The organism is Duganella sp. sic0402 (assembly GCF_019219065.1).
Classification (GTDB): Bacteria; Pseudomonadota; Gammaproteobacteria; order Burkholderiales; family Burkholderiaceae_D; genus Rugamonas.
This window is the reverse complement of the sequence record NZ_JAHUWK010000002.1, coordinates 219,507-237,265: the sequence shown is the minus strand read 5'-3', so window position 1 is coordinate 237,265 and position 17,759 is coordinate 219,507. Positions and strand designations below refer to the sequence as shown.

Sequence of the window (17,759 nt, the reverse complement as noted above, 5' to 3'; positions counted from 1 at the left end):
GCGAGAGGCAAAAAGTATGTTGTTATCCGAGCAGTGCTACAAAAAAATCGATCGCGAGCTGGCCAAGTATCCAGACGATCAGCGCCAATCGGCCGTGATGGCCGCGCTGGCGCACGCCCAGGTTGAACTGGGCTGGATCTCGCCTGAAACCATGCAGGAACTGGCCGACTACATCCGCATGCCGGCCATCGCCGTGCAGGAAGTCGCGACTTTCTACAATATGTACAACCTGAAGCCAGTTGGTAAGCACAAGATCACCGTGTGCACCAACCTGCCTTGCGCCCTGTCGGGCGGCGAGCGCGCGGCGCACCACCTGAAACAAAAGCTGGGCATCGACTACCGTGACACCACGGAAGACGGCGAGTTCACGCTGATGGAAGGCGAGTGCATGGGCGCCTGCGGCGACGCGCCGGTGCTGCTGGTGAACAATCACCGCATGTGCAGCTTCATGTCCAACGATAAAATCGACTCCCTCGTGGAGGAACTCAAGAAATGACGTCACTCCACGACCGACATATCGATCCAGTCATTCTCGCCGGCCTGAACGGCGACAACTGGCATCTGGAAGATTACGTAAAACGCGGCGGCTACAGCGCCCTGCGCCGTATCATCGAAGAAAAAATCACCCCGGAACAGATCATCGCCGACCTGAAAGCGTCGTCGCTGCGTGGCCGTGGCGGTGCAGGTTTTCCTACCGGCCTGAAGTGGAGCTTCATGCCACGCCAGTTCCCGGGCCAGAAGTATCTGGTATGCAACTCAGATGAGGGCGAACCGGGCACTTTCAAGGACCGCGACATCCTGCGCTACAATCCGCATTCGCTGATCGAAGGCATGGCCATTGGCGCCTACGCGATGGGCATCACGGTGGGCTACAACTACATCCACGGCGAAATCTTCGAGGTGTACACCCGCTTTGAAGAAGCGCTGGAAGAGGCGCGCGCGGCCGGCTTCCTGGGCGACAAGATCCTGGGCAGCGAGTTCAGCTTCCAGCTGCACGCGCACCATGGCTATGGCGCCTACATCTGCGGCGAGGAAACCGCGCTGCTGGAATCGCTGGAAGGCAAAAAAGGCCAGCCGCGCTTCAAGCCGCCATTCCCGGCCTCGTTCGGCCTGTATGGCAAGCCGACCACCATCAACAACACTGAAACCTTCGCCGCGGTGCCGTTCATCCTGAACATGGGCCCTGAAAAGTACCTGGCGATCGGCCGTCCGAACAACGGCGGCTCGAAGATCTTCTCGATCTCGGGCGACGTTGAGCGTCCGGGCAACTACGAAGTACCACTGGGTACGCCGTTTGCCAAACTGCTGGAACTGGCAGGCGGCATGCGCGGCGGCAAAAAGATCAAAGCAGTGATTCCTGGCGGTTCCTCGTCGCCAGTCATTCGCGGCGAGATCATGATGCAAACCGACCTGGATTACGATTCGATCGCCAAGGCCGGTTCGATGCTGGGTTCGGGCGCGGTCATCGTGCTGGACGAGACCCGCTGCATGGTCAAGGCCATGGAGCGCCTGGCGTACTTCTACTTTGAAGAGTCGTGCGGCCAGTGCACGCCATGCCGTGAAGGCACGGGCTGGATGTACCGCATGATCCACCGCATCGAAAACGGTCAGGGCCGCGCATCGGACCTGGACGTGTTGAACTCGGTATGCGACAACATCCAGGGCCGCACGATTTGCGCGCTGGGCGACGCGGCAGCAATGCCTATGCGTGCGTTCATCAAGCAATTCCGCGAAGAATTTGAACACCACATCGAGCACAAGCAATGCTGCGTGCCCGCTTACATCTAAGCGTCACAGGTAACGATCACCATGGTTGAAATCGAAATAGACGGCAAAAAAGTCGAAGTCCCTGCTGGTAGCATGGTGATGGACGCCGCCAACAAATTGGGAACCTACATTCCGCACTTCTGCTATCACAAGAAATTGTCGATCGCAGCAAACTGCCGCATGTGCCTCGTCGAAGTGGAGAAGGCGCCTAAGCCTTTGCCAGCATGCGCAACGCCGGTCTCGGCGGGCATGATTGTGCGCTCCAACTCCGACAAGGCCACGCAGGCACAGAAGTCGGTGATGGAATTCCTGCTGATTAACCACCCGCTGGATTGCCCGATCTGCGATCAGGGCGGCGAGTGCCAGCTGCAAGACTTGGCAGTCGGCTACGGCAAGGGCGAATCGCGCTACGAAGAAGACAAGCGCGTTGTCACCCCGAAAGACGCCGGCCCGCTGGTGTCGATGCAGGAAATGGCGCGTTGCATCCAGTGCACCCGTTGCGTACGTTTCGGCCAGGAAGTGGCCGGCGTCATGGAACTGGGCATGATCGGCCGCGGCGAACATTCGGAAATCACCGCGTTTGTCGGCCAGACCGTCAACTCGGAAATGTCCGGCAATATGATCGACCTGTGCCCGGTCGGCGCACTGACTTCCAAGCCGTTCCGCTACAGCGCCCGTACCTGGGAACTGTCGCGCCGCAAATCGGTCTCGCCGCACGACGGCCTCGGCGCCAACCTGATCGTTCAGGTCAAAGCGGGCAAAGTCATGCGCGTGCTGCCGCTGGAAAACGACGCGGTCAACGAGTGCTGGATTTCCGACAAGGACCGCTTCTCGTACGAAGGCCTGAACACCGACGACCGCCTGACCCAGCCGATGCTGAAGCAGGGCGGCGAGTGGAAGGAAGTGGATTGGCAGACCGCGCTGGAATACGTCGCGCACGGCCTGAAAAACATCCGTCACGAACACGGCGCCAATGCGCTGGCCTCGCTGGCCACGCCGCACTCAACGCTGGAAGAACTGCACCTGCTGCAAAAGCTGACCCGCGCCATGGGCTCGGACAGCGTCGACACCCGCCTGCGCCAGACCGACTTCGCGTCGGACGTGACGCCATGGCTGGGCATGTCGATCAGCGAATTCGGCGCGCTCAACCGCGCCTTCGTAATCGGTTCGTTCCTGCGCAAGGATCACCCGCTGCTGGCTACCCGTCTGCGTACCTCGGTGAAGGGCGGCGCCAAGCTGTCGATCCTGCACGCGACCGACGACGACCAGCTGATGACCATCGCCAACAAACTGATCGTTGCTCCTTCCGAGTGGCTGTCGGCGCTGTCGCAAGTGGTGGTGGCTGTTGCTAAAGCCAAGGAAGTTGCCGCACCAGCAGGCTACGAAGGCGTTACCGCCTCGGACGCCGCTGCCGCGATCGCTGCTTCGCTGCTGTCGGGAGAGAACAAAGGCGTATTCCTGGGTAACGCCGCAGTACAGCACCCGCAAGCTGCCGCCCTGCACGCCGCCGCACAATGGATCGCTGAGCAGACCGGCGCCAAGCTGGGCTACCTGACCGAAGCCGCCAACACCGTCGGCGCCTACATCGCCAACGCCAATGCCGGCAAAGCGCCAGTGTTCTCCGAGCCGAAAGCTGCCTACGTGCTGCTGAACGTTGAGCCTGAACTGGACGCGCACAACCCGCAAGCTGCCGTCGCCGCGCTGAAGAAAGCCGACATGGTCGTGGCCCTGTCCGCCTACAAGCACGGCATGGACTACGCCGACGTGCTGCTGCCGATTTCGCCATTCAGCGAAACCTCGGGCACCTTCGTCAATGCCGAAGGCCGCGCGCAAAGCTTCAATGGCACCGTCAAGCCGCTGCTGGAAACCCGTCCTGCGTGGAAAGTGCTGCGCGTGCTGGGTAACATCCTCGGCCTGGACGGCTTCGACTACGAGACCTCGGAAGCGATCCGCGACGAAGTGCTGGGCGCCGGCGTGACCGATGTATCGGCCAAGCTGAACAACGTGTCCAAGCTGCCGCTGACCGCCGCTACCGCCACTTCGGCCGGTACTGAGCGCGTCGCCGACGTGCCGATCTACTTCGCCGACGCCGTGGTCCGCCGCGCCGAGTCGCTGCAGAAAATGGCCGACGCGGCTGCGCCAAAAGCGCACCTGTCGAGCGCGCTGGCGCAACAACTGGGTGTTGCCGAAGGCGACAACGTCAAAGTTACCCAAGGTTCCGGCAGCGCGATCCTGGTCGCCACTGTCGACGCCAAACTGCCAGCCAACGCCGTGCGCGTGGCCGCTGCTCACGCATCGACCGCCGCCCTGGGCAGCATGTTTGGTTCCATCACCGTTGAAAAAGCAGGAGAGGTGAAATAATGGCTCTGCCTGAATTCGTCACTACACTTCATACGCTGGGCGCGAACAGCGTACTGGCGCCAGTCTGGCCAGTCGTCTGGTCGCTGATCAAAGTCCTGTGCGTGCTGCTGCCGCTGATGGGCCTGGTTGCTTACGCCACGCTGTGGGAACGTAAGTTCATCGGCTGGATTCAGATCCGCGTCGGTCCCAACCGCGTCGGTCCACTGGGTCTGCTGCAACCGATCGCTGACGCGCTGAAACTGCTGTTCAAAGAGATCATCACCCCGGCCAAGGCCAACCCAGGCCTGTTCGTGATCGGCCCGATCATGACCATCATGCCGGCACTGGCATGCTGGGCAGTGGTGCCGTTTGGTCCGGAAGCCGTGATCGCCAACGTCAACGCCGGCTTGCTGCTGCTGATGGCAATTACGTCGATGGAAGTCTACGGCATCATCATCGCCGGCTGGGCGTCGAACTCGAAGTACTCGTTCATGGGCGCGATGCGCGCTTCGGCACAGATGATTTCCTACGAAATCCCGATGGGCTTCGTGCTGGTGGTGGTACTGATGGTGTCCGGTTCGCTGAACTTCGGCGACATCGTCGCCGGCCAGCAAAAAGGCATGATGGTCGAGCAGGGCCTGAACTTCCTGTCGTGGAACTGGCTGCCGCTGCTGCCATTGTTCGTGGTCTACCTGACTTCCGGCCTGGCCGAGTGCAACCGTCACCCGTTCGACGTGGTCGAAGGCGAGTCGGAAATCGTTGCCGGTCACATGGTGGAATACTCGGGCATGGCCTACGCCATGTTCATGCTGGCTGAATACGCCAACATGATCCTGATCGCCACGCTGGGTTCGATCATGTTCCTGGGCGGCTGGTCCGCACCGTTTGCCTTCCTTGAATTCTGGGGCGGTTTCGGCGGCTTCTTCTGGTTGTTCGCGAAAGCGTTCTTCCTGGTATCGGTCTTCATCTGGGTGCGCGGTACTTTCCCACGCTACCGTTATGACCAGATCATGCGTTTGGGCTGGAAAGTATTCATTCCGCTGACGCTGGTGTATCTGGTGTTCATCGCTGGCTGGATGCAGACCTCCTGGAATATCTGGAAGTAAGGGATTAAAGAAAATGGAACGTTTAAAAGACTTTATCGGCAGCTTCATGCTGACCGAACTAATCAAAGGGATGGCGCTGACGGGCAAGTATATGTTCTCGCGCAAGATCACCGTGCAGTACCCGGAAGAGAAGACGCCAATGTCGCCGCGCTTCCGTGGCCTGCACGCGCTGCGCCGCTATCCGAACGGGGAAGAGCGCTGCATCGCCTGCAAACTGTGCGAAGCAGTGTGCCCGGCGATGGCGATCAGCATCGAATCCGAGCAGCGTGCGGACGGCTCGCGCCGTACCACCCGTTACGATATCGACCTGACCAAGTGCATCTTCTGCGGTTTCTGCGAAGAGTCGTGCCCGGTTGATTCGATCGTGGAAACGCATGTGCTGGAATACCACGGCGAAAAACGCGGCGATCTGTACTACACGAAAGAGATGCTGCTGGCCGTAGGCGACCGTTACGAAAACGATATCGCCGCAGCCCGCGCAGCGGACGCTCCTTATCGCTGAGACGGCGCCTGTCCTGACCTCGCCAAGGCGAGGCCACAGGCAGGCACCTGTTAATCAGGGATTCGATCAATAAAACTGTACGTCTCTTGGGTTAGTTATGGAATTTAAAACTGCTTTGTTCTACGTCTTCGCGGCCATCATGATATTGGCCTCGCTGCGCGTTATTACGGCCCGCAATCCGGTGCACGCGGCACTGTTCCTGGTGCTGGCGTTCTTCAACGCCGCCGGCATCTGGATGCTGCTGGAAGCCGAGTTCCTGGCCATCGTGCTGGTGCTGGTCTACGTTGGCGCCGTGATGGTGCTGTTCCTGTTCGTGGTCATGATGCTGGACATCGACACCGAAAAGCTGCGCGAAAACTTCTGGGGCTATCTGCCAGTTGCTTCGTTTGTCGGCGTGGTCATCGTGCTGGAAATGGCTGCCGTGCTGTGGCGCTCGTTCCTGACCTTTGATCAGGAAGTGGCCAATCCAAACAACATCGGCGGCACCAAGGAACTGGGCCTGCTGATCTACACCAAATACATCTATGGCTTTGAGATTGCCGCCGTGGTCCTGCTGGTTGCGATCATCGCAGCCGTGGCGCTGACCCTGCGCAAGCGCAAAGACACCAAATTCTTCGACCCAGCCGACGCTGTCCGCGTCAAGCGTAATGACCGCCTGAAGATCGTCAAGATCGACCCGGTCACCACCCGTGGCCAGGCCGAAACTGAAGTTAAGGAGGCACCATGACTTTATCCCTGGCTCACTACCTGGTTCTGGGCGCGATCCTGTTCGCGATCTCGATCGTGGGTATTTTCCTGAACCGCAAGAACGTCATTGTCATTCTGATGGCCATCGAACTGATGCTGCTGGCAGTGAACATGAACTTCATCGCGTTCTCGCATTACCTCGGTGATGCGGCAGGCCAAATCTTTGTCTTCTTTATCCTGACCGTCGCTGCTGCCGAATCGGCAATCGGCCTCGCGATCCTGGTGGTGCTGTTCCGTAATCTGGACACCATCAACGTAGAAGACCTGGATAGCCTGAAGGGCTAAGTTTTAACCTCCGAAAAATAACGATTAAGGTTCATCATGGCGGGTACACTTAACGCTAATCTCTTGCTAGCCGTACCACTGGCGCCCCTCGCGGGCGCAGCGGTAGCGGGCTTGCTGGGAACTAAATTCTTCGGCAACGTGGTGGGTCGCAAGACCGTGACCGCGGCGACCATCCTGGGCGTGCTGGTGGCATTCATTATTTCAGCGATGACGCTGAATGCGGTGCTCGACGGCGCGCGTTTCAATGAAACCATCTACACCTGGATGACCGTGGCCGGCATGAAGCTGGAAGTCGGCTTCCAGATCGATTCGCTGTCGGCGATGATGATGTGCGTGGTGACCTTTGTGTCGCTGATGGTGCACATCTACACCATCGGCTACATGGCGGAAGACGAGGGCTATAACCGCTTCTTCTCGTACATCTCGCTGTTCACCTTCTCCATGCTGATGCTGGTGATGTCGAACAACTTCCTGCAACTGTTCTTCGGCTGGGAAGCCGTGGGCCTGGTGTCCTACCTGCTGATCGGTTTCTGGTACACCCGTCCAACCGCCATCTTCGCCAACATGAAGGCCTTCCTGGTCAACCGTGTGGGTGACTTCGGCTTCATCCTGGGCATCGGCCTGCTGCTGGCTTACGCCGGTTCGATGAACTACCAGGAAGTGTTCGCCAAGAAGGAAGCGCTGTCGGCGCTGACCCTGCCGGGCACCGACTGGGCGCTGCTGACCGTGGCCTGCATCTGCCTGTTCATCGGCGCGATGGGCAAGTCGGCGCAGTTCCCGCTGCACGTCTGGCTGCCAGATTCGATGGAAGGTCCAACCCCGATTTCCGCACTGATTCACGCGGCAACCATGGTTACCGCCGGCATCTTCATGGTGTCGCGCATGTCGCCGCTGTTCGAGCTGTCGGACACCGCGCTGTCCTTCATCCTGGTGATCGGTTCGATTACCGCGCTGTTCATGGGCTTCCTGGGCATCATCCAGAACGACATCAAGCGCGTGGTGGCTTACTCGACGCTGTCGCAGCTGGGCTACATGACTGTGGCACTGGGTTCGTCGGCTTACTCGGTGGCGGTGTTCCACCTGATGACCCACGCATTCTTCAAGGCACTGCTGTTCCTGGGCGCTGGTTCGGTCATCATCGGCATGCACCACGATCAGGACATCCGCAATATGGGCGGCCTGCGTAAATACATGCCGATCACCTGGATCACCTCGCTGCTGGGTTCGCTGGCCCTGATCGGTACGCCGTTCTTCTCGGGCTTCTACTCGAAAGACTCGATCATCGAAGCCGTGCACGAGACGCATATCTGGGGCGCCGGCTTCGCCAACTTCGCCGTGCTGGCTGGCGTGTTCGTGACCGCGTTCTACTCGTTCCGTATGTACTTCCTGGTGTTCCACGGTAAAGAGCGTTTCGGCCAGGCGCATGCCCACGGCCATGACGACCATCACGCACCGGCGGCCGCCGCTGCGCATGATGACCACGGCCATGATGCACACGATGAGCACGGTCACGACGACCATGACGACCACGCACACCACGGTCTGGCCCCAGGCCAGAAACCGCACGAATCGCCATTCGTGGTCTGGTTCCCGCTGGTGGCACTGGCCATCCCGTCGGTGCTGATCGGCTTCTTCACCATCCAGCCTATGCTGCATGGCGACTTCTTCAAGGACGTCATCTTCATCGGTGAAAACCACAAGGCGATGGAAATCCTGGGTGAAGAGTTCCACGGTGCGGTTGCCATGGCGCTGCACTCGCTGACCACGCTGCCGCTGTGGCTGGCCATTGCCGGTGTCGCATCGTCGTACTACTGCTACATGATCAATCCACGCGTACCGGCATGGTTCTTTGCCAAGTTCACGGCCGTGCACACGCTGCTGGACAATAAGTACTACATGGACAAGTTCAACCAGACCGTCTTCGCCGGTGGCGCGCGTCTGCTGGGCGAGGGCCTGTGGAATTTCGGCGACAAGAAACTGATCGACGGTCTGCTGGTCAACGGCAGCGCCAAGCTGGTTGGCTGGTTCTCCTCGATCACCCGCCTGGCGCAGACTGGTTATATCTACCACTACGCCTTCGTGATGATCCTCGGCATTCTGGGGTTCCTGGTCTACTTCCTGCCGTTTTGGCACGCTTAATTAGCTGATACGCATAGAGATAACGATAACCATGATGTCAACAATATCTTCATTACCTCCGTACCTGAGCCTCTCGATCTGGCTCCCGATTCTTTTCGGCCTGATCGTGCTGGCAGTAGGGCGTGACAGCAACGCGCCATTCACGCGCGTGCTGACCCTGATCGGCTCGATCGTCAGCTTCGCCGCGACGATCCCGCTGATCACCCACTTTGACAATGCCGCCCACGGCATGCAGTTCGTCGAGAAAGCGCCTTGGATCGAGCGCTTCAACATCTGGTACTCGCTGGGTATCGATGGCCTGTCGCTGTGGTTCGTGCCGCTGACCGCCTTCATCACCATCATCGTGGTGATCTCGGCCTGGCAAGTGATCCAGAAACGCGTCGCGCAATACATGGGCGCGTTCCTGATCCTGTCCGGCCTGATGATCGGCGTATTCACCGCCATGGACGGCCTGCTGTTCTACTTCTTCTTTGAAGCGACCCTGATCCCGATGTACATCATCATCGGTATCTGGGGCGGCGACAACCGCGTGTATGCGTCGTTCAAGTTCTTCCTGTACACCTTCTTCGGTTCGCTGCTGACGCTGGTTGCCATCGTCTACCTGTACAACGTGACCGGTAGCTGGGACATCCTGCTGTGGCACAAAGCGCCGCTGACGATGACTGAGCAGATCCTGATCTTCCTGGCCTTCTTCATGGCATTTGCCGTGAAAGTGCCAATGTTCCCGGTCCACACCTGGCTGCCGGACGTCCACGTGGAAGCGCCGACCGGCGGTTCCGCCGTGCTGGCCGCAATCATGCTGAAACTGGGCGCATACGGCTTCATCCGTTTCTCGCTGCCGATCACCCCGGACGCTTCGCACTACCTGTCGGGCTTCGTGATTACCCTGTCGCTGATCGCCGTGATCTACATCGGCCTGGTGGCGCTGGTACAGAAAGACATGAAAAAGCTGGTCGCCTACTCGTCGATCGCGCACATGGGCTTCGTCACGCTGGGCTTCTTCGTGTTCAACAACATGGCAGTGCAGGGCGCCATCATGCAGATGATCTCGCACGGCTTCGTGTCGGGCGCGATGTTCCTGTGCATCGGCGTGCTGTACGACCAGGCGCACTCGCGCCAGATCGCCGACTACGGTGGTGTGGTCAACAAGATGCCTAAGTTTGCCGCCTTCTTCATCCTGTTCTCGATGGCCAACTGCGGCCTGCCAGCAACCTCCGGTTTCGTTGGCGAGTTCATGGTGATCCTGGGCGCTACCCAGTACAACTTCTGGATCGGCCTGCTGGCAGCAACGGCACTGATCTTTGGCGCAGCGTACTCGCTGTGGATGGCCAAGCGCGTCATCTTCGGCAAAGTGACCAACCACCACGTGGCGGAGCTGGTTGACCTGAATGGCCGCGAGTTCTTCATGCTGGGCATTCTGGCGGTCGCCACGCTGTACATGGGCCTGTACCCAGCACCATTCACCGACACGATGCAAACCTCGGTCGCTGACCTGCTGGCACACGTAGCACACAGCAAGCTGCCTTAAGAAAAAACGGAAACGCATAAATGACTACACCTATTGCACAAGACGCCATCAACCTGGTCCCGGCCTATGCCGAGATCGCGTTGCTGATCGGCGCTTCGGCCATCCTGCTGATCGACATGTTCCTGTCCAAGGCGCAGCGTTCGTTCACCTACGTGCTGTCCCTGCTGATGCTGGTGGTCCTGGCTGGCATCAGCTATTCGGACTTCGCCGCCGGCACCACGACCTATACCTTCCACGGTATGTTCGTCGCCGACCCGATGGCCAACCTGCTGAAACTATTCACCTACCTGACCGTGGGCATGACGCTGATCTATTCGCGCCAGTACGCGACTGACCGCGATATGCTGAGCGGCAACCTGGGCGGCGAGTTCTACGTGCTGGCGCTGTTCGCCATGCTGGGCCAGATGATCATGATCTCGGCTTCCAGCCTGCTGTCGATCTACCTGGGCGTGGAACTGATGTCGCTGTCGCTGTACGCGCTGGTGGCCATGCGCCGCGACAACGTCCGCGCAACTGAAGCAGCGATGAAGTATTTCGTCCTGGGCGCACTGGCGTCGGGCTTCCTGCTGTACGGCATGTCGATGCTGTACGGTGCGACCGGCACGCTGGACATCCGCGAAATCGCTACCGCTGTTTCTGCTGGCACCATCAAACCGACCATCTTGGTGTTCGGCCTGGTGTTCCTGGTTGCCGGCCTGGCCTTCAAACTGGGCGCCGTGCCATTCCATATGTGGGTGCCAGACGTTTACGATGGTGCGCCTACGGCCGTGACCCTGCTGCTGGGTGGCGCGCCTAAGATCGCCACCTTCGCCATCTGCATCCGCCTGCTGGTGGAAGGCCTGTTGCCGATGGCGTTCGACTGGCAGCAAATGCTGATGGTGTTGGCTGTGATGTCGCTGGTGGTGGGTAACGTCACCGCGATCGCGCAAACCAACATCAAGCGTATGCTGGCTTATTCGACCATCGCGCAAATCGGTTTCGTGCTGCTGGGCCTGCTGGCTGGCGTGGCAGGCACCACCAACCGCACCGGCATGGACGCCGCCTACAGCTCGGCCATGTACTACGTGATCACCTATGTGCTGACCACGGTCGGCACCTTCGGCACGTTGATGCTGCTGTCGCGCGCCGGTTTCGACGCCGACAACATCGCCGACTTCAAAGGCCTGAGCAAGCGCAGCGGCTGGTTCGCCACCGTGATGACCATCCTGCTGTTCTCGCTGGCCGGTGTGCCGCCGATGATGGGCTTCGCCGCCAAATTCGCCGTGCTGAACTCGGTGCTGGCGACCGGCCAGATCTGGCTGACCGTGTTTGCCGTGATGTTCTCGCTGATTGGCGCGTTCTACTACCTGCGCGTCATCAAGCACATCTGGTTTGATGAGCCGGTCGACAACGCGCCGCTGGCCGCGCCAGGCGACATGAAGCTGGTGCTGAGCCTGAACGGCCTGGCCATCGTGGCGCTGGGCGTGCTGCCTGGCCCGCTGCTGGACGTGTCGCTCAAAGCCATCAAGGCAACCCTGGCTGCCTGATGGATATTTCCACCGCTGGCTGGCTGGTGATCGCGATGGCTATCGCGGCCGCCAACCTGCCATTCTTCAACGACAAGGTATTCGCCGTACTGGGGACCAAGTGGAGCGGCAAGCCGCTGTTCGTGCGTCTGCTGGAAATGACGGTGCTGTACTTTGTCGTTGGCGCGGTGGGTTTCGCTCTGGAAACCCAAATCGGTGCGCGTTTCCCGCAAACCTGGGAGTTCTACGCGATCTCCGCCTGCCTGTTCCTGGTTCTCGGATTCCCCGGATTCATCGTCCGCTACCTGCGCAAGCCCCACGGCTGATACACTGTCGTCTATTCGACGATAGTGGAGCAGGGATGGACAACCTCAAAGAAACGCGTGTGGACGGCGAACTGGCTTATGACGGCCATTTCCTCAAAGTTCAGCGCGACACCATACAACTCCCCAACGGCAAGCACACCAAGCGCGAATACATCCTGCATCCCGGTGCGGTGGTGATTCTGCCACTGCTGGACGACGGCACGGTGCTGATGGAGCGCCAGTTCCGCTATCCGCTGCATGATGTGTTCATCGAATTCCCGGCCGGGAAAATCGATCCGGGCGAGAACCCGCTGATCGCCGCCAAGCGCGAGCTGGAAGAGGAAACCGGCTACACCGGCGGCGAATGGCAGTACGTCACCAAAATCCACAACGCCATCGCTTATTCCGACGAATACCTCGACCTGTACCTGGCGCGCGGCCTGAAGGCGGGCGCGCAAAAGCTGGACGAGGGCGAATTCCTGGAAACCTTCACCGCCACCATCGACGAGCTGCTGCAATGGGTACGCGAAGGCAAGATCAGCGACGTCAAGACCATCATTGGCATCTTCTGGCTGGAGAAGCTGCGCGCTGGCGACTGGAAGCTATGAAATGCTGGCTGGCGTTGGCTTGCCTGCTTGCCGGCGCCGCTGTTGGCGCTGCGCAGGCCGCCGCGCCGCGCACGCCGTTTCAGATACGCTGTGAGGACACGATCAGCAAATCGGTGTCGGTGCTGAAAGCGCAGCAGGACGGCTACACCATCAACAACCAGCTGCCATACCGCGCGCTGACGGCGCGCACCGGCAGCAGCAATCGTGGCATGCAGACGCTGGGGCTGACGGTGACGCAGGGCATGCACAAGGCATCCGTGGGCGGGCCGATCTTGCAGGACCGTGAAAGCGGCTATGAATGCATCGCGCCCAAGGTGGACATCCAGCTGTATTATTCGTCGGTGCGGATTTATGTCGGCAACGAATTCGCGCCTGGCACCTGCGCTTACAAGGAAATCCTGGCGCACGAAATGCGCCACCTGAAGGCGCATATGGATAACCTGGCGCGCGTGCAGAAAGTGGTGGGCGACGCGTTAAACAAGCGCTTCGCCGGGCAGCCGATGTACGCGCCGTCCGGCACCGCGATGTCGGCGCTGCAGCATGAAGTGGGCAGCACCTGGTTCAACTTCATCCGCGACGAATTCGACAAGGGCAAGGTGGAGCAGGAAAAGATCGACACGCCGGCGGAATACGCCCGGCTTGGCAAGGCATGTAATGGCGAGATCGCGCAGATCCTGGCGCGTCGCAGCAAGTGAAGAGAGTTATGACTGAACAGCATCAAGCAATCCCGCAGCCGTCCGCAGCGGCGACGCAATCCGCGCCGGCCCGCCCGCGTTATTTCGCGCTGCTGCCGGCCGCCGGCGTCGGCGCGCGCATGGCGGCGAACGGCCCCAAACAATACCTGACGGTCGGCGGCCAGCCGATGCTGCGCCACGCGGTGGACGCCTTCCGCGCTTCGCCGCTGGTAGCACACACCTACGTGGTCGTCAGCCCCGATGATGGGGTGATTGACTCCGTGCTGCCGCCCGGCCTGGACGGCGTGACCGTGCTGCGCGCCGGCGGCGCCACCCGCATGGACTCGGTGCTGAACGGCCTGCGTGCGCTGGGTGGCGTACTCGCCTCGGATGATCTGGTCATGGTCCACGACGCCGCTCGCCCCGGCCTGACGCCGGCATTGATCGCGCGGCTGATAGCAGGCGTCGGCGACGACCCGGCCGGCGGTCTGCTGGCGCTGCCGGTGGTCGATACCATGAAGCGCAGCGCGCCCGGCGCGGAAGGCGCCAGCGTTAGCGCTGCTACCGTGCCGCGCAATGGTCTGTGGTCCGCGCAAACGCCGCAGATGTTCAGCTATGCGCTGCTGCTGCGCGCACTGGGCAGCGCGCCCGATGCCAACGCCATCACCGACGACGCCAGCGCCGTCGAAATACTCGGCTACGCGCCACGCCTGATCGAAGGCCATCCCCGCAATCTCAAAGTAACGCTGCCAGCAGACATCCGCATCGCCGAGATGTACCTGGCTCACAAGGAAGACTGAATATGAGCAAACTCCCGTTCCGTATCGGCCAAGGCTATGATTGCCACGCGCTGGTGGAAGGCCGCAAGCTGATTATCGGCGGTGTCGACATCCCGCACCACGTCGGTTTGCTGGGCCATTCGGATGCCGACGTGCTGCTGCACGCCATTACCGACTCGATCCTGGGCGCGGCTGCGCTGGGCGACATCGGCAAGCATTTTCCGGATACCGATCCGGAATTCAAGGGCGCTGATTCGCGCAAGCTGCTGAAGGAAGCGGCCAAGCGGGTGGTGGCCACCGGCTATAGCATCGGCAACATCGATTGCACCATCATCGCCCAACGTCCGAAGATGGCGCCGCATATTCCATCGATGCGCGCCAACATCGCCGACGATCTGGGCGTGGATATCAGCCAAGTCAACGTCAAAGCCAAGACCAACGAAAAGCTGGGCTACCTGGGCCGCGAAGAAGGCATCGCCGCCGAATCCATCGCCTTGCTGATTTCCTCGTAAAACAGGATCGCCTCATTCTCGCTGGCGCTGATGGCAATGCCGCGCGGCACCGCTGGGTAATCCTGCAAGAAGTCGTTCACGCTCTTGCCGGCCAACAGATAATCAAACATACGCTTGATCGGCACTAGCGTGTTGGCAAACACCGGCGTGCCACCCAGAATAGCCGGGTCCATCTGCACCTCCGGCGTTAGCGACAGCGCATGCGCCAGTAGTTCCGGATCAACAGGGTCGAGCGGTGATTTTCTAGGTTCAATTACGCGCCCTTTAAAGCGGACAACCGGGTTAAAATAAAATCCCGATTCCAGTGGGGGGCAATCGTCGTCAAATGCGATTTCATCATCTGGCCCTGGTATGACATCTGACCATTCACTAACTTCGCCCAAATAGGGTTCGGCGTTCTTTTCGTGTGGTTTTTCTGAAAGAGATGATTCGTATTCCATCGTTTCGCTCCGTGTAAATGACGGCAAGCTCTTGCCCTCGCAAGGAGCCTAGCGTCAGAAAGCGACGCTCGTTATAGAGATAGCGTTTGTCCTCAATCGTGACCGAGCGACTATCTTCGATGATTGCTCGACAGTCCGCGAAATCCAGCCCGTGACTACGAAGATTGCTTTTGCGCTTAGCCTCGTCCCAAAAATAGATTGTCATCTCAGTCTAGCCGCTGGAAGATATCCTTCAAGCAAACTGAACAAGACAATCAGCCCAGGACATCATTCTGTTATCCTGGACCGTTCTGCTGGGCGGGCATGAAGCCAGATCAATTAGGCGCGGGGCGTTCGAGCAGGACGCCGAGCACATGTAGACGGCCGCATCTGGGATGCCATCATGCAGCGAATTTCCGCCATATGAATTAATGATCGGCCCACTTGGGCGACGGTAACGTTCTTCAATTTCGGTAGCCAGGTTGAAGAAGCTTTCGCGCGCAGAAAACACCAGAAAAGTGACTTTCGAGTGCAGATTGAGTAGTCAAACCGCCACCATTTAGCATGCCAAAACCGCATTGATTAGCGTCGCGAAACCACCAGCGGTTAGCATCGTGAACCGCCACTTGGCTTGGCGCCTCAGTTTGCCTATGGCGGTATTCTCATCACTACCGCGAGCGACACACATAAGTTGCCGTCCCCTGTTCCCACTCGCCACCGCCACACCATAGCATTGAACACCGCCACTCGGACTTGTGAGATTTCGCGTATTTTTCAGATGAGCAAGATGCTATCCTCTATGGTCACCGGCCGAGTTCGGCCAGAAGCCGACCTTCACGGCTTGAAATGCTTCGTTTCAAATCGACAAAAAAATGCCGCATAATAAGTGAAACGGTCTGCTACCCCACGTAGCAGGACGCACATGGGGGAGACATGGCGCAAGTGCTGAGGATACTGGTGGTCGATGATGTCGAAACAATGCGCAAGGTCACGGCTGGCCAACTGGCCTCGCTTGGCTATGGGCCGGTGGAGCTCGCATCCGATGGAGCCGAAGCTTGGCGCATGATTGAGCGCAAGCGTTATGACTTGGTGATCTCCGACTGGAATATGCCGGCCTTGACCGGCATCGCCCTACTGCAGATGATTCGCTCCAGTCCGCGCCATATGCACATGCCGTTCATCATGATCACCGCCGAGGCCGAGCGCAGCCGCATCGAAACGGCTATCAGCAGCGGTGTCAGCGACCTGCTGGTCAAACCCTACACGGCGGGACGGCTGGCCACCAGCATCAAGCGCGCGATGGCGCACCAGGTTGCACCACCAGTGCCGGACACGAACATCGATGCGCCGCTCGTTGCCGTAACCGTAGACGAGGTGGTTGTCATGCCACCAGCTGTGGTTCATTTGCCACCACTGCAACCTTTGCCGCCGACCTTGCTCTTGGTCGACGACACTGCCGACAACTTGTACGTGCTGGCCAATGTGTTCAAGGGCCGCTACCGCATCAAGGCAGCGCACAACGGCGAGAAAGCGCTGGCCTTATGCTGTGGCGACACGCCGCCCGACCTAGTGCTGTTGGACGTCATGATGCCCGGCATGGACGGTTTTGAAGTGGCGCGACGCATGCGCGAGCATCCCGGCGCGGAAAATGTACCCATAATCTTCGTCACCGCACTTACCGACGACGCCGCGCGCCTGCAAGGCATGGAGTTGGGGGCGGTGGACTTCATTACCAAGCCAATCGACCCGGTCCAGCTCACACTGCGGGTTGACAACTTCATGCGCTATGTCGAGCTGCGCCGCCACCTGCAAGCCGATTACGACAATATGCTCGCCATCGCCCGCCTGCGCGATGACGTCGAGGCCATGACTCGGCACGACCTCAAGGGCCCGCTGGCCGGTGCCATCGGCATCGTGCAGTCGCTGATGGACGCCGGCGACCTGGACCGCCGACAGCTTGAGAATTTGCGGCTGGCCGAGCAGGCCATGCTGCAGGTGACCGACATGGTCAACCTGTCGACCGAGCTGTACAAGATCGAGACCGGAAAATACGTGCTCCATGCAGCGCCGCTGCCCATCAGCGACATGCTGCGGCGGGTGGTTGAGACGGCACGCGCCACTTACGCGGGCAAGCAGCTGGTCCTGGCGGTCGACACTGATTTCGATGTAGGCACCGACGCTCCGCTAGCGCTGGGCGATGCCATGCTGACCTATTCGCTGCTGAATAATCTGATCAAGAACGCCTGCGAGGCAGCGCCCGAGCGCACCCGCGTCATCGCCACTCTGTACGCCGGAAGCCCGCTGCGCATCGAGATCGTCAACAAGGGTGCTATCCCGGAACCGATACGCGAACGCTTCTTCGACAAGTTCGTCACCGACGGTAAGTCCGGCGGCACCGGCCTGGGCACGTATTCGGCACGTCTGCTGGCGCGCGCACAATATGGCGAGGTGGCCTTCGCCGTCGATGACGAACTCCAGACCACCACCCTGATCGTCAGCCTGCCGTCGGCGCCGGCCCCCGCCTGAGGCGAGTCGCGCGGCGG

Annotated in this window: 18 protein-coding genes; 16 read left to right on the top strand and 2 right to left on the bottom strand. The window is 59.9% G+C overall.

Translation table 11 applies throughout. The features are described from left to right. The first annotated feature begins 16 nt into the window (after positions 1 to 16). The 15 genes from nuoE (at position 17) to ispF (ending at position 14,797) form a co-directional block, all read left to right on the top strand. Positions 17 to 496: an NADH-quinone oxidoreductase subunit NuoE gene (nuoE, locus tag KW842_RS06635; RefSeq protein ID WP_218303310.1), complete on the top strand. Its 480-nt coding sequence runs from the start codon at positions 17 to 19 to the stop codon at positions 494 to 496. After that, the gene (gene nuoF, locus KW842_RS06630; protein WP_218303309.1) at positions 493 to 1,788 is read left to right on the top strand and encodes an NADH-quinone oxidoreductase subunit NuoF; all 1,296 of its coding nucleotides are present in this window, start codon (positions 493 to 495) and stop codon (positions 1,786 to 1,788) included. The genes nuoE and nuoF overlap by 4 nt, the downstream gene beginning before the upstream one ends. 21 nt (positions 1,789 to 1,809) lie before the next feature. Continuing rightward, positions 1,810 to 4,128, top strand: a complete 2,319-nt coding sequence (gene nuoG, locus KW842_RS06625; protein ID WP_218303308.1) for an NADH-quinone oxidoreductase subunit NuoG — start codon at positions 1,810 to 1,812, stop codon at positions 4,126 to 4,128. Next, complete coding sequence (gene nuoH, locus KW842_RS06620) at positions 4,128 to 5,213, top strand: NADH-quinone oxidoreductase subunit NuoH (protein ID WP_090177143.1); 1,086 nt, start codon at positions 4,128 to 4,130, stop codon at positions 5,211 to 5,213. Before nuoG ends, nuoH begins: the two co-directional genes overlap by 1 nt. Before the next feature lie 13 nt (positions 5,214 to 5,226). Further along, positions 5,227 to 5,715: an NADH-quinone oxidoreductase subunit NuoI gene (nuoI, locus tag KW842_RS06615; protein WP_160991427.1), complete on the top strand. Its 489-nt coding sequence runs from the start codon at positions 5,227 to 5,229 to the stop codon at positions 5,713 to 5,715. A gap of 97 nt (positions 5,716 to 5,812) precedes the next feature. Further along, positions 5,813 to 6,442 carry an NADH-quinone oxidoreductase subunit J gene (locus KW842_RS06610; RefSeq protein WP_218303307.1) on the top strand — a complete coding sequence of 210 codons (630 nt, stop codon included), beginning with the start codon at positions 5,813 to 5,815 and terminating at the stop codon, positions 6,440 to 6,442. After that, positions 6,439 to 6,747 carry an NADH-quinone oxidoreductase subunit NuoK gene (gene nuoK, locus KW842_RS06605; RefSeq protein ID WP_090177157.1) on the top strand — a complete coding sequence of 103 codons (309 nt, stop codon included), beginning with the start codon at positions 6,439 to 6,441 and terminating at the stop codon, positions 6,745 to 6,747. The genes KW842_RS06610 and nuoK overlap by 4 nt, the downstream gene beginning before the upstream one ends. Positions 6,748 to 6,783: 36 nt before the next feature. Next, on the top strand, positions 6,784 to 8,886 hold the full coding sequence (nuoL, locus tag KW842_RS06600) for an NADH-quinone oxidoreductase subunit L (RefSeq protein WP_218303306.1): 2,103 nt from the start codon (positions 6,784 to 6,786) through the stop codon (positions 8,884 to 8,886). Between the two features lie 31 nt (positions 8,887 to 8,917). Then, positions 8,918 to 10,414 carry an NADH-quinone oxidoreductase subunit M gene (locus tag KW842_RS06595; RefSeq protein WP_218303305.1) on the top strand — a complete coding sequence of 499 codons (1,497 nt, stop codon included), beginning with the start codon at positions 8,918 to 8,920 and terminating at the stop codon, positions 10,412 to 10,414. Positions 10,415 to 10,434: 20 nt separating this feature from the next. Beyond that, positions 10,435 to 11,940 (top strand): NADH-quinone oxidoreductase subunit NuoN, encoded by a 1,506-nt coding sequence (gene nuoN / locus KW842_RS06590; RefSeq protein WP_218303304.1) that lies wholly within the window; start codon positions 10,435 to 10,437, stop codon positions 11,938 to 11,940. Beyond that, positions 11,940 to 12,245, top strand: a complete 306-nt coding sequence (locus KW842_RS06585) for a DUF2818 family protein (protein WP_218303303.1) — start codon at positions 11,940 to 11,942, stop codon at positions 12,243 to 12,245. Before nuoN ends, KW842_RS06585 begins: the two co-directional genes overlap by 1 nt. Before the next feature lie 35 nt (positions 12,246 to 12,280). After that, the gene (locus tag KW842_RS06580; RefSeq protein WP_218303302.1) at positions 12,281 to 12,832 is read left to right on the top strand and encodes an NUDIX domain-containing protein; all 552 of its coding nucleotides are present in this window, start codon (positions 12,281 to 12,283) and stop codon (positions 12,830 to 12,832) included. Continuing rightward, positions 12,829 to 13,527: a hypothetical protein gene (locus KW842_RS06575; protein WP_218303301.1), complete on the top strand. Its 699-nt coding sequence runs from the start codon at positions 12,829 to 12,831 to the stop codon at positions 13,525 to 13,527. Before KW842_RS06580 ends, KW842_RS06575 begins: the two co-directional genes overlap by 4 nt. A gap of 8 nt (positions 13,528 to 13,535) precedes the next feature. Further along, positions 13,536 to 14,306 carry a 2-C-methyl-D-erythritol 4-phosphate cytidylyltransferase gene (gene ispD / locus KW842_RS06570; protein WP_218303300.1) on the top strand — a complete coding sequence of 257 codons (771 nt, stop codon included), beginning with the start codon at positions 13,536 to 13,538 and terminating at the stop codon, positions 14,304 to 14,306. Between the two features lie 2 nt (positions 14,307 to 14,308). Beyond that, on the top strand, positions 14,309 to 14,797 hold the full coding sequence (gene ispF, locus KW842_RS06565) for a 2-C-methyl-D-erythritol 2,4-cyclodiphosphate synthase (protein WP_218303299.1): 489 nt from the start codon (positions 14,309 to 14,311) through the stop codon (positions 14,795 to 14,797). Here ispF and KW842_RS27435 read toward each other — a convergent pair. Together KW842_RS27435 and KW842_RS27860 are read right to left on the bottom strand one after the other, a co-directional pair. Then, positions 14,737 to 15,237, bottom strand: coding sequence for a DUF433 domain-containing protein (locus tag KW842_RS27435; RefSeq protein WP_229223540.1), 501 nt, complete (start codon positions 15,235 to 15,237; stop codon positions 14,737 to 14,739). The genes ispF and KW842_RS27435 overlap by 61 nt on opposite strands. After that, on the bottom strand, positions 15,167 to 15,442 hold the full coding sequence (locus KW842_RS27860) for a BrnT family toxin (RefSeq protein ID WP_218303298.1): 276 nt from the start codon (positions 15,440 to 15,442) through the stop codon (positions 15,167 to 15,169). Before KW842_RS27860 ends, KW842_RS27435 begins: the two co-directional genes overlap by 71 nt. 707 nt (positions 15,443 to 16,149) lie before the next feature. Here KW842_RS27860 and KW842_RS06550 point away from each other — a divergent pair. Continuing rightward, on the top strand, positions 16,150 to 17,742 hold the full coding sequence (locus KW842_RS06550) for a response regulator (RefSeq protein WP_218303297.1): 1,593 nt from the start codon (positions 16,150 to 16,152) through the stop codon (positions 17,740 to 17,742). Positions 17,743 to 17,759 lie beyond the last annotated feature (17 nt).

Excerpts from the sequence above, each read along its gene's own strand:
- KW842_RS06595 (WP_218303305.1), top strand. The coding sequence starts at position 8,918 with ATGATGTCAACAATATCTTCATTACCTCCGTACCTGAGCCTCTCGATC.
- KW842_RS06585 (WP_218303303.1), top strand. The coding sequence starts at position 11,940 with ATGGATATTTCCACCGCTGGCTGGCTGGTGATCGCGATGGCTATCGCG.
- nuoH (WP_090177143.1), top strand. The coding sequence starts at position 4,128 with ATGGCTCTGCCTGAATTCGTCACTACACTTCATACGCTGGGCGCGAAC.
- nuoG (WP_218303308.1), top strand. The coding sequence starts at position 1,810 with ATGGTTGAAATCGAAATAGACGGCAAAAAAGTCGAAGTCCCTGCTGGT.
- KW842_RS06610 (WP_218303307.1), top strand. The coding sequence starts at position 5,813 with ATGGAATTTAAAACTGCTTTGTTCTACGTCTTCGCGGCCATCATGATA.
- nuoI (WP_160991427.1), top strand. The coding sequence starts at position 5,227 with ATGGAACGTTTAAAAGACTTTATCGGCAGCTTCATGCTGACCGAACTA.
- nuoF (WP_218303309.1), top strand. The coding sequence starts at position 493 with ATGACGTCACTCCACGACCGACATATCGATCCAGTCATTCTCGCCGGC.
- KW842_RS06550 (WP_218303297.1), top strand. The coding sequence starts at position 16,150 with ATGGCGCAAGTGCTGAGGATACTGGTGGTCGATGATGTCGAAACAATG.
- KW842_RS06575 (WP_218303301.1), top strand. The coding sequence starts at position 12,829 with ATGAAATGCTGGCTGGCGTTGGCTTGCCTGCTTGCCGGCGCCGCTGTT.
- nuoK (WP_090177157.1), top strand. The coding sequence starts at position 6,439 with ATGACTTTATCCCTGGCTCACTACCTGGTTCTGGGCGCGATCCTGTTC.
- ispF (WP_218303299.1), top strand. The coding sequence starts at position 14,309 with ATGAGCAAACTCCCGTTCCGTATCGGCCAAGGCTATGATTGCCACGCG.
- KW842_RS06580 (WP_218303302.1), top strand. The coding sequence starts at position 12,281 with ATGGACAACCTCAAAGAAACGCGTGTGGACGGCGAACTGGCTTATGAC.
- nuoN (WP_218303304.1), top strand. The coding sequence starts at position 10,435 with ATGACTACACCTATTGCACAAGACGCCATCAACCTGGTCCCGGCCTAT.
- KW842_RS27860 (WP_218303298.1), bottom strand. The coding sequence starts at position 15,442 with ATGACAATCTATTTTTGGGACGAGGCTAAGCGCAAAAGCAATCTTCGT.
- nuoE (WP_218303310.1), top strand. The coding sequence starts at position 17 with ATGTTGTTATCCGAGCAGTGCTACAAAAAAATCGATCGCGAGCTGGCC.
- ispD (WP_218303300.1), top strand. The coding sequence starts at position 13,536 with ATGACTGAACAGCATCAAGCAATCCCGCAGCCGTCCGCAGCGGCGACG.
- KW842_RS27435 (WP_229223540.1), bottom strand. The coding sequence starts at position 15,237 with ATGGAATACGAATCATCTCTTTCAGAAAAACCACACGAAAAGAACGCC.
- nuoL (WP_218303306.1), top strand. The coding sequence starts at position 6,784 with ATGGCGGGTACACTTAACGCTAATCTCTTGCTAGCCGTACCACTGGCG.